The sequence below is a fragment of the Methylocystis sp. L43 genome (assembly GCF_015709525.1).
Taxonomy (GTDB): domain Bacteria; phylum Pseudomonadota; class Alphaproteobacteria; order Rhizobiales; family Beijerinckiaceae; genus Methylocystis.
This window is the reverse complement of sequence record NZ_JADNRA010000027.1, coordinates 75126-85846: the sequence shown is the minus strand read 5'-3', so window position 1 is coordinate 85846 and position 10721 is coordinate 75126. Positions and strand designations below refer to the sequence as shown.

10 protein-coding genes are annotated in these 10721 nt (G+C 61.9%); 6 read left to right on the top strand and 4 right to left on the bottom strand.

The window, feature by feature from the left end; all coding sequences use genetic code 11:
• Positions 1-77: 77 nt before the first annotated feature.
• The 4 genes from IYX23_RS09025 to IYX23_RS09010 all read right to left on the bottom strand — a co-directional run bounded on the left by IYX23_RS09025 (position 78) and on the right by IYX23_RS09010 (position 2523).
• Positions 78-521, bottom strand: coding sequence for a response regulator (locus tag IYX23_RS09025; RefSeq protein ID WP_196393139.1), 444 nt, complete (start codon positions 519-521; stop codon positions 78-80).
• Between the two features lie 101 nt (positions 522-622).
• Positions 623-1243: a response regulator FixJ gene (gene fixJ, locus IYX23_RS09020; protein ID WP_196393138.1), complete on the bottom strand. Its 621-nt coding sequence runs from the start codon at positions 1241-1243 to the stop codon at positions 623-625.
• Entirely contained in the window at positions 1240-1983 is a 744-nt protein-coding gene (locus IYX23_RS09015) for an ATP-binding protein (protein WP_348643642.1), read from the bottom strand. The genes fixJ and IYX23_RS09015 overlap by 4 nt, the downstream gene beginning before the upstream one ends.
• Positions 1984-2130: 147 nt before the next feature.
• Entirely contained in the window at positions 2131-2523 is a 393-nt protein-coding gene (locus IYX23_RS09010) for a hypothetical protein (RefSeq protein ID WP_246716593.1), read from the bottom strand.
• A 542-nt stretch (positions 2524-3065) separates the two neighbouring features.
• Between IYX23_RS09010 and IYX23_RS09005 the strand changes: the two genes are divergently transcribed.
• The 6 genes from IYX23_RS09005 to IYX23_RS08980 all read left to right on the top strand — a co-directional run.
• Complete coding sequence (locus tag IYX23_RS09005; RefSeq protein ID WP_196393136.1) at positions 3066-3359, top strand: general stress protein; 294 nt, start codon at positions 3066-3068, stop codon at positions 3357-3359.
• A gap of 758 nt (positions 3360-4117) precedes the next feature.
• On the top strand, positions 4118-5299 hold the full coding sequence (locus IYX23_RS09000; protein WP_196393270.1) for an MFS transporter: 1182 nt from the start codon (positions 4118-4120) through the stop codon (positions 5297-5299).
• 349 nt (positions 5300-5648) lie between these two features.
• Complete coding sequence (locus IYX23_RS08995) at positions 5649-6176, top strand: cytochrome c3 family protein (protein WP_246716592.1); 528 nt, start codon at positions 5649-5651, stop codon at positions 6174-6176.
• Positions 6164-9046: a TAT-variant-translocated molybdopterin oxidoreductase gene (locus tag IYX23_RS08990; RefSeq protein ID WP_210330608.1), complete on the top strand. Its 2883-nt coding sequence runs from the start codon at positions 6164-6166 to the stop codon at positions 9044-9046. The genes IYX23_RS08995 and IYX23_RS08990 overlap by 13 nt, the downstream gene beginning before the upstream one ends.
• Entirely contained in the window at positions 9043-10446 is a 1404-nt protein-coding gene (nrfD, locus tag IYX23_RS08985; RefSeq protein ID WP_196393134.1) for an NrfD/PsrC family molybdoenzyme membrane anchor subunit, read from the top strand. Before IYX23_RS08990 ends, nrfD begins: the two co-directional genes overlap by 4 nt.
• The coding region (locus IYX23_RS08980) for a quinol:electron acceptor oxidoreductase subunit ActD (RefSeq protein WP_196393133.1) at positions 10443-10721 on the top strand (279 nt) is incomplete at its 3' end. The genes nrfD and IYX23_RS08980, both read left to right, overlap by 4 nt.

Below are 10721 nucleotides of genomic sequence, written 5' to 3'. Positions count from 1 at the left end.
CGGTTGATCAGGGGCGGTCCGGAAGAAAAGGCTTTGGCAACAGGCGTCGTTCCAAAATGCCTGCGCCGAAATGTCGCCTACTTCTGCTGTGATTCGTCCCCGCACGCGGCGAGGATTTCTTCCAAAACGTCGATATCGGCCGGCTTGACCAGATGGCGGTCGAAGCCCGCCTCGCGGGTGCGCATCTTGTCAACATCCTGCGCCCAGCCGGAGAGCGCAATAAGCTGCGCCTGCTGACCGGCCGGCGCGCTGCGAATGCGCCGCGCGGTTTCGTAGCCGTTCATCTCGGGCATGCCGAGGTCCAGAAACACGATTTTTGGGTGGAAATCGGATACGAGCGACACGCCTACTGCTCCGCAATAGGCGGTTCTCACGTCGCAACCCAGTACGTTCAGCAACATCGCCAGGCTGTCGGCGACATCCCTATCGTCGTCGATGACGAGAACACGCGGCGCCGAGGGCGTTGTTACGGAGCACTCGTTCAGCTGGACAGCGTCTGCCGCAGAGAGTGGCGCTCGCATAACTATTCGTTCCTCTTGCGCTCGGCGTTTTCACTTGAATACTTAGTGCGCCCATTTTCGCAAGGGCGTCCTCAGCGCCCCCAACAAGACGCTTGGCGACATCACGCGCCGAAGCTCATATTCCGGCCGTTGAGAAACATTCGGACCAGCTCCGCGAGGTTCTTGACGCGCATTTTCGCCATGACGTTGGCGCGATGCGCTTCCACCGTGCGCACGCTGATGCCGAGATCATGGGCAATGACCTTGTTCGAGCGGCCTTCCGCGAGCCTTTCGAGAATCTCGCGCTCCCGCTTGGTCAACGACTCAAATCTTTCGGAGATCTGCCGCTCTTCCGCATAACGCGACTGCACGGCGTCGTGCTTTGATAGCGCCCGCTTGACGGCTGCGAAGAGCGCATCGTCATCGAACGGCTTCTCGAGAAAATCGACAGCGCCGCGCTTCATGGCCTCGACGGCCAGAGGCACGTCGCCATGGCCGGTGATGATGATGATCGGCAGACGAAGATTTCGGTTCTTCATCTCGAGAATCAGGTCGAGTCCGCTCACCTCCGGCATGCGAACGTCGGCGATGACGCACCCGGCGCTCTCCGGCCCGATGGACGAAAGCATGGCTGGCGCCGACGGAAAACTCGATACAGCGAATCCTTCAGATTCGAGAAGAAGCTGAAGGGCGTCGCGCACCGCCGCATCGTCGTCCACGACAAATACTGTTCCCGAGTTCATCCGCTGAATTCTCGTCCTCGCAACGGAAGGTCACAGGAGAATATAGCGCCGCCTTCGGGATTGACCTTAGCCCACAGCCGGCCATCGTGCGCTTCGACGATCGCGCGGGAAATCGACAGCCCAATGCCCATACCCTCTTTCCGCATTGCAAAAAGATCAAGCGGATCGGCGTTGTCCCGTCCGCCAGGTCCGCAGCCGGTGTCTTGAACTTCCACGCGTATGGCCTTTGCAGCCTGCGTCTGTGTGGAAACCACCAGTTCGCGTCGCGGCAAATCCTGCATCGCTTCAATCGCGTTTCGTATAAGATTCGCCAGCACATGGCTGATCTGGACACGGTCGGCGACGATGCAATCATCGTCTTTGGTCAGCCGCTTGCTGATCGAGACGCCGGCCTCGGCGGCCTCGGCGTCAAAAAGGGAAAGCGTCTCCTCAATCAGCGAATTAACGCTCACAAGCGTCTTGTCTGGCTCGCCCTGCGCAACAAGCTCGCTCAGACTGCGGACGACCTGCCCGGCGCGCATGATCTGCATGACGGCCTTGTCGAGCGCTCCAACGATCGGCGCGACCGACTCCTTCGGCAGCCCGCCTGTGAGGCGCTGCGCCGCCCTGAGATAGGCGCTCGCCGCCGTCAGCGGCTGGTTGATGTTATGGGCGAAAGTCGCAGCCAGTCCGCTAATGGCTCTCAGGCGTTCGAGCTCTTTACGACTAACGCCGAATACATTGGGACCAGCATCATCCACCGGAGCGACCCTATTGGCCTGAATCAACCCAAACGTAGCAGCGCCCCACCCGCGTCGCCATTCTTTTTGCGGCGCGTCCGCTCTCCAGTTGGGGTTCGCTGTTCTGGATTGAGCAAGACGCGCCAGGGTCTGGGGTCGCGGCACAGCTCACGCCAGAGTTTGTTTATCCCTCTGAGCGCGGATTTTAGGCTGAGTTTGCCTCACGCCGTTCGCCGCAAAAAACGAATCGAGCGTCCGCCGCGTCGATCGGTTTCCGGACAAGCCTTTGAGCGCGCGGTTTCGTCGCACATGGGCGTCGAAGTGCGGACGGTCCCGCATGAAAATACCAAGGACGACGGACACGTCTGTGGCAAGCGATGGCGCGCCGAGCTCCACAAGTCCCTGAATATCCGAGACCATCATCTCGAATACGAACCATTCGCCCTTTTCCAAGTTCAGCAGGTAGCTTGCAAGCAACTGTTTCTGCTTCGGAGAAGGCGTTAAAACCGCTTCGCGCGGGCCAACGCCCGACTGCTCCCCACGCCGCGACACCGACAACATTGGACGCTCCCGTCGTGCTTTCGTGCTCTGCTCAAGGCGCTGTTGCCGCTCTTGCGGCGGCATTTACTTGGAGAGATCGACACCCGCGTCATAAGAGCACGCTCGCGCGCGAGGCAAAATTGGTAGACATACGTAAGGAGGAATATTGGGTCAGCCCGTGTTGTATTCGGGTATAGTGCGCTGCGCGCGACGAACGAAAGCAAGAGAACAGATAGCGCTGGGATGGAAGAGATTCCGGGGTGCAACGTCCGCCGACCAGAGCAACTTCTTAACGAAGTCTTACCGTCAAAGGCAACTTTTGCTCATGAAGCCCGGAACAACAGGCGGCGCGAACGGACCTGGGACACTGATCGACTCTGATGGGTCGAAGAATCCAGTTTCTACGTAAGATTACCAGCTTGGCAGCGGCTTAGTCTCAGCGAAAAATGAACATCGCTCAGCCGCCTTTTCGAAAAGGTTACAAGCCGGCGTTTGCTTGGTGCTGAGCGGCGTCTGCGGCTTCGGTGTCGCGGAGGAATTTTTGCACAATTGGAGCGCGACTGATGGATACGGTTTCGGCGGTCACCAAGTCCCGGAGGGGTTTCGCGTCAATGACACCGGAGCGGCAACGTGAGATTGCGCGCAAGGGCGGCAAGAGCGTGCCAGGCGAACAACGCAGTTTCGCCAAAAACCCGGATCTTGCGTCGACGGCGGGACGCAAAGGCGGACTTGCGGTCAGCGCGGCGAAGCGCAGTTTTTCAGTCGATCGACAGCTTGCGTCGCAAGCGGGCAGAAAAGGGGGGCATGCGACGCGCAACACGCGCACAGAGGATGACGTCATATCAGAAGGCGCATGACGAATCGCCGCGCCGGCGCCACCTCGCGTTTGGCTCGGACCGCAAGAGATTTTCAGAGAGCCGCGCGTCCCGCAATTTGCCATGAGCGTGCTGCAGTGGCTCACTGCAGCGCCTCAACACATGTCGCCGCGGCCCACTTCCATCAACTTCTGGAGAATACGGTCGCGGGCAAGAAGCTGCGATCGTGAACATAGCGCGTCGCGCAACCCTCGCACAGCAGTTACGATAAGCGCCTTGAACGCAACGCCGACGGGCAGAGTTCCTTAAGGCCGTCTCATCCATCAAGAAGACGCGAGCGCCGCAGCCTCGAAGCGAAGCCGCAATGAACCGGCTAGGGCGCGCGCCGGTAGGTCATCCTCACCAGCACCGTCGCCACACACGGCATCGACGGCCGCCATGAGGGCCGCCAGCACCGTCGCCACACGCGGCGCCTCGCCTCCTCGACAAAAGAAGTGGTTGTCGCCGCATCGCTCGATGTGCGCTGGCTCCAGCCCAAGACAACGACTTAATGTACATCCCAGCGCGGAGATGAAAACCCTAGGGACGGACGAAAAGCCGTATTATCGAGGGCTGACGGCTCAACTCATACGCAAAACCTGCCTCGATACACCCACGCGCCGACGCGAAATGGCCGGAGCCCCCACACACGCAACCAAGGAAAGATGACGCAAAAACCCACCCATCAGGCGCCCCATAGAGGACTGGCGATCGCGGCGCTGATTGTCGCCGGGGAAGCCGTTTTTCTGCTGCCTTTCGTCTTGGCTCGCGTATTCCGGCCGACGCTTCTCGATGTGTTCGGCGTCACCAATCTCGAACTCGGCGCCGCCTATTCGGTTTATGGCGTTGTCGCAATGGCCGCGTATTTGTTCGGCGGCCCGCTCGCCGACAGATTCTCCGCACGCGCGATGTTGGCTGTCGCGTTGACGTCCACTGCGGTCGGCGGCCTTGTGATGACGGCGATTCCGTCCCCGTCGACGCTGGCGATCTTATACGGCTACTGGGGAATCACCACGATCGCGCTGTTCTGGGCGCCGTTGATTCGCGCCACGCGTGAGTGGGGAATCAATTTTTCCCAAAGCCGCGCGTTCGGATTGCTCGAAGGCGGCAGAGGCGCGCTGGCGGCGGTCATGGCGTCGATCATGGTGGTCCTGTTCGCCGCGCTGCTGCCAGAAGACAGCGAGACGGCCAGTCTCGCCCAGCGCACCGAATCTTTGCGATGGATCATACTGCTGTTATCCGCCATGACCTGCGGAGCCGCCTTGCTCATCTGGCTGGCGCTGCCGGAGCGTAAAACGTCGGCGCAAGGGACGGCGTCGATAAGCGACGTCGCCCGCGTGTTCGCCATGCCCTCAGTCTGGCTGCAGGCTGCGGTGATCCTGTGCGCTTATGTGGGCTTTAAGGCGATCGACGACTTTTCGCTGTATGCGAACCAGGTCATTGGCCTGAATCAGGTCGACGCGGCGCGGACCGGCGTCGCATCGCTCTGGATACGGCCGGTTGCTGCGATTGGCGCCGGCTACCTGGCGGAGCGGGTTGGCGCGCCCCTCATGATCGTCAGCTGTTTCGCGCTGCTCGCAGCCGGGAGCTCCATGCTGGCCTCCGGCGCTATTGGCGCGGGCATGGTATGGACGTTTGTTTTAACGATCATCTTCACCAGCATCGGCATCTTCGCGCTGCGCGGCCTGTATTTCGCGATCATGCAAGATGGCAACATTCCTTTGGAGCACACAGGGAGCGCAGTTGGCTTGTTATCGGTGATCGGCTACGCGCCGGATGTTTTTATGGGGCCGCTCATGGGCTATCTGCTCGACCAGTGGCCGGGGCCCGCCGGGCACAGGCGCCTGTTCTGGATTGTCACGCTATTCGCGGTGCTCGGCCTGTTCGCCAGCTACGTTTTCGCGCGGCGCGCCCAACCTCGAACCCACCCCGTGAGCCCCTAAATCTCCCGATGCACACAACAGGTGCCCCGACGAGGTCGTCGCACGAATGACTCGGGCCGCGTCGATGATTTGACACGACTCCCTGCGAAGCAGCGCGCTGCTCCATTGACGCCCCTTGAGGCGGTCGCTTGCCGCAGGCGCGTGCTGAACCACCTGTAGGCTTGGATCTAGCCGCGCCGCCAGAGCGCGTTTGGCGAAAGCGGAGCGGTTCACGGGGCGATTCATGGGCTCAGTCTTTCGACCCGCCGCGAATTTCTGGGCTTCGCTGGCGCTCCTCCTGTTGGCGCTCGCTCTTGTGGCGTTTTCGCTCGTCGTTTGGCTTTGGCCGCAAAGCGATTCTGCGCGACGCATGAATTGGGCTCCCGCGCAGCCGGTCCCCTTCAGCCATCAACATCACGTCAGCGGATTGGGAATCGACTGCCGATACTGTCATACCGCCGTCGAAGTTTCCGCCAATGCAGGCATGCCGCCCACTTATACCTGCATGACCTGCCATTCGCAGATCTGGACTAACGCCGCCCTGCTAGAGCCGGTGCGCAACAGTCTGAAGGCCGAGCGGCCGTTGGTCTGGCGCCGTGTGAGCGATGTTCCAGATTTCGTCTACTTCGATCACAGCATCCATATCGCCAAAGGCGTCGGCTGTTCGAGTTGCCACGGCGACGTGGCCAACATGGCGCTGACCTACAAAGCCAAGTCGCTCACGATGCAGTTTTGCCTTGACTGTCATCGCAATCCCGGCCCCCGCCTGCAGCCAAAAGACAAGATCTACGACACGGACTGGACGCGCGACGCGACGACGCCGGCGCCTGAGGTTCTGCTCGCGCAATACGGCGTGCCGCAGAGAAACCTGACGGACTGTTCGATATGTCACAGGTGAAGAAGCAGTGGCGTAGCCTGGAGGAGCTGACGCAGGACGCGGACTTCCTGTCGCGGGTCGAGCAGGAGTTTCCCCTGCTCGGCGCAGCGCTAGCGGCGCCGCGCGACCGCCGCCAGGCATTGGCGCTCATGGCCGCCTCGTTGGCGCTTGCCGGCGCGGGACTTGGCGGGTGCGACGGCGCGCCGGAAGGAGATTTGATTCCTGCCGTTCGAATGCCGCCCGGCATCGTTCCGGGCATGCCCGATTACTACAGCAGCGCGCATATTGAAGGCGGCTACGCCGCCGGAACCGTCATCAAACATTTCATGGGACGGCCGATCAAAGTCGAAGGCAATCCCTTTCATCCGGCGAGTCTTGGCGCGACGAGCCCGATAGCTCAGGCTGAACTCCTCAACTTCTACGATCCGCGCCGCTCCTGGGGCGTGACGCAAGCCAATCTCCCGCGAAGCCGATCGGCGCTTGAGCAAGCGCTTGGCGAGCAGCGCGACAAGTTGGCGGCGACGGGCGGCGCGGGCTTCGTCATTCTGACAGGCGCGTCGACGTCGTCGACGCTCGCGGCCCAATTGGGCGCGCTACGACGATCCTATCCGCAGATTCGTTGGCTGCACTGGGAGCCGATCGGGCGCGACAACGTCGACAAGGGAATTGCGCTGGCCTATGGCGCCCGCCTCGAACTCAAGCCGCAAATTCAAAACGCCGACGTCATTCTCGCCATCGACAGCGATCTCTTGAGCGCCGCGCCGGGGCATCTGCGCATCGCGCGCGAATTCGCGGCGCGACGGAACCCGACCCGGGCGAAAATGAATCGCCTCTACGCCATCGAGGCCACGCCGTCGCTCACCGGCGCCGTCGCCGACGAGCGCTTTATCGCAGGACCACGAGAGACGCATCGTGTGCTGCTTGCGCTCGCCGCAGCGCTGCTCGGCGGAGCGTCCGTGGAAGGTCCGCCGTGGCTCGACAGGGTCATATCGGATCTCAAGGCCAATCGCGGGCGCGCCTTCATCCATCTTGGACCGGATCACGCGCCGGAAGCTCATGCGCTCGTGCTGGCGATGAACGAGACCCTCGGCGGCCGCGGCGCTGTCTACACGCTGCTCGACGCCGTTACGCACGCCTCGTCCGACGACTCGCTCTCCCTCGCGACGCTCGTCGCCGACATGCGCGCAGGTCGCGTGAACGCGCTGCTCATCATCGACAGCAATCCTGTCTATGCCGCTCCAGGCGCCCTCAATTTCGTGGAAGCTCTAGGCCGCGTGGACTTTACCCTCTGTCTCAGCGCGACGCCGAACGAGACGACCGCCGCCTCGCTCTGGGTCGCGCCGATGGTTCATCCTTGGGAGGGGTGGAGCGACGGGCGCGCCTTCGACGGAACGGCAAGTCTAATGCAGCCGCAAGCCCTGCCCTTATATCAGGGGGTCGAGCCGTATCATCTGCTGGGGCTGCTGCTTCGGCCTGACCCGCCGAAGAACCTCGATCTCGTGCGGCAGACCTGGAAGGATCAGCTTGGCGCGACCGTCGACGACGCATGGATCAATGCGCTGGCTCAGGGCGTCATCCCCAACAGCGCCAGTCCCGCGAGCAATCGGCCGCTGCGCGACGACGCCGCGCGCACTCGACTTCCAGAGCCGTCATCGGCCGCGACAGTCCTCTTGTTTCGCCCGGACCCCTATCTTCTCGACGGCCGCTACGCCGACAATCCCTGGCTCCAGGAATTGCCGCGGCCGCTCAGCAAAATAAGCTGGGGCAATCCGCTCCTAATATCGCCCGCGCGCGCTCGTGAGCTGTCGCTGACGAATGGCGACGTCGTCCGGATCACGGTCGATGGCGTGCGCATGACCACACCGATCGCCATCGCCCCGGGCCAGTCGGATGATTGCTTCGTCGCGCTTCTTGGATTCGGCAGACGCCGCGCGGGCCCCGCGGGGCAGAATGTCGGCGTGGATTTCTTCGAGCTTACGGGACGCTCATGTGGCGCGCCGGACATTCAAAAAACCGGCGCGACAGAAGAGCTGGCGAGCACGCAGCGCCACGCCACGATGTTCGACGAAGGGGGCGTATATGCACGAAGCGGCGCGCTGTCGCAGTTCCTCGCAGATCCTGAATTCCTTCGTCGAAGCGATGAGCCGCTGCCGTCTTTTTATGAATGGAAGCCTGAGGGGCCGGCCGCCTGGGGCATGAGCATCGACCTCAACGCCTGCATCGGTTGCAACGCCTGCGTGGTCGCCTGCCAGGCGGAAAATAATATTCCCGTCGTCGGCAAGACAGAGATGCTGCGCGAGCGCGAGATGTACTGGCTGCGCATCGACCGCTATTACGACGGCCCGCCAGAGTCCCCGAGAGTCAACTTCCAGCCCGTTCTCTGCATGCATTGCGAGGAAGCGCCTTGCGAGCCGGTCTGCCCCGTCGGCGCGACGATGCACGACGCCGAAGGGCTCAATGTGATGGTCTACAATCGCTGCATCGGCACGCGCTTCTGCTCGAACAATTGCCCCTACAAAGTTCGTCGCTTCAATTATTTCGACTTCGCGGACGAAGAGCGCCGCGCAATCCAATCACGAAATCCCGAGGTCACCGTGCGCGCCCGCGGCGTCATGGAGAAGTGCACCTTCTGCCTGCAACGCATCGCCGCCGCGCGCATCGTCGCCGATCGCGAGGGCGAGAAGGCGTCTGCGGTCGTGACCGCCTGCGAAGCCGCCTGTCCGACCCGGGCCTTCACCTTCGGCGATCTTGCCGCCAAGGGGAGCGAAGTCGCCGCGCGTCGCGCCGGACCACTGTCTTACGCGCTACTGGCGGAACAGAATACGAGGCCGCGCGTCACCTATGAGGCGCATATTTTCAATGTCGATAAACCTAAAGAGACGCAGAAATGACGTTGTTCCAGGCCCGTTCGGCGCTCGGAGTTTCCGCGGACGACAGACGTCCGCGAGCGAACGATCCGATCGTTGCGCCGGAGCAGACCATATCGACGATGACGGCGATGATATGCGCGCCGCCGCTGCGTGAAAAATGGCCGCTATGGTGGAAGCTCAGTCTGGCCGCGGCGCTGCTCTTGGTCGTTATCCTCGTCATCGCCATCGTCTGGTTGTTTTATGCGGGCGTCGGCGTCTGGGGCATCGCCTGGCCGGTGGTCTGGGGCTTCGCGATCATCAATTACGTGTGGTGGATCGCCATTGCTTCCGGCGGAACCTTTATTTCGGCGCTCTTCTATCTCGCCGAAGTCGAATGGCGCAACGCGCTTAACAGAATCGCCGAGACGATCACCATCTTCGCCGCCGCCTGCGCCGCCATCTATCCGGTTTTGCACCTCGGCCGGCCTTGGCTGTTCTACTGGCTGTTTCCCTATCCCAATGTCATGACCGTCTGGCCGCAGTTCCGCAGCCCTCTGCTTTGGGACTTTGTGGCGATCCTCACCTATGTCGTCTCTTCGATTCTCTTCTGGTATTTCGGCCTCGTTCCCGACCTTGCGACGATGCGCGACAAGGCCGACGCGCCGCATAAGCGCCGCTTCTATGGCGTCCTCGCCTTGGGATTCCGAGGCTCGGAAAACGCGTGGCGCTATTATCGTGTCGGTTATGGTTTGCTGGCCGCGCTGATGGCGCCGCTCGTCATTTCGGTGCACAGCATTGTGGGCCTCGACTTCGCCGGCGCTGCGACGGTCGGGTGGCATTCGACACAGTTCCCGCCCTTCTTCGTGTTCGGGGCGTTGCTGTCAGGTTTTGCGGCGGTGATGCTGCTCGCTATCCCGGTGCGCCGGCTGCTTGGCCTCGAGGCTTTCATCACGGGACGACATTTTGACATCCTCGGCAAGCTGCTGCTGACAAGCAGCCTTTGCGTGGGCTACGCCTATCTGATGGAGGCGTTCACGACCTTCTATGGGCCCGATCCAGCGGAGAAGCGGCTTTTCATCAATAAGATCGCCGGCGAATTGTCGCCGATCTACTGGGCGACGATTCTCTTCAACGTCTTGACGCCGCAATTGATGTGGTGGCGGCGCGTTCGACTTAACGAAATTCTCGTCGTTCTCATCAGCCTCGCCGTGATCGCGGGCATGTGGTGCGAGCGCTACGTCATCGTCGTGATGAGCTTGCGGCGCACGCATCTTCCTTCCGCTTGGGGCGGCTATACGCCAACCATCTGGGATTGGCTCACGCTTTTCGGCACCGTCGGTCTTTTCATCGCTGGCCTTCTGATCGCCATTCGCCTGCTGCCAGCGGTTTCGATGTTCGAAATGCGCGAAGTGATTCTTCGCAACGCGAGGCGAGACCGATGAGCCGCGAGCCCGAAACGCTGGTGGCGCCGAATGGTCTAGCGGCGACCTTCCTATCGGAAGAAGCGTCACTCGCAGCGCTCGCACGCCTGAACGAGGCGAATGTTGGCGAGACGCAGCTCTTCAGCCCCCTCGCGCCGCAGCGGACGCTCAGACCGACGCGACTGCCCGCCGCCGCGCTCGCTTTCGGTCTGCTCGGCGCCGGCGTCGCCTTCGGTCTGCAAACTTATGCAAATGTCGTCGCTTACCCGCTGGATATCGGCGGGCGCCCGCCGTTT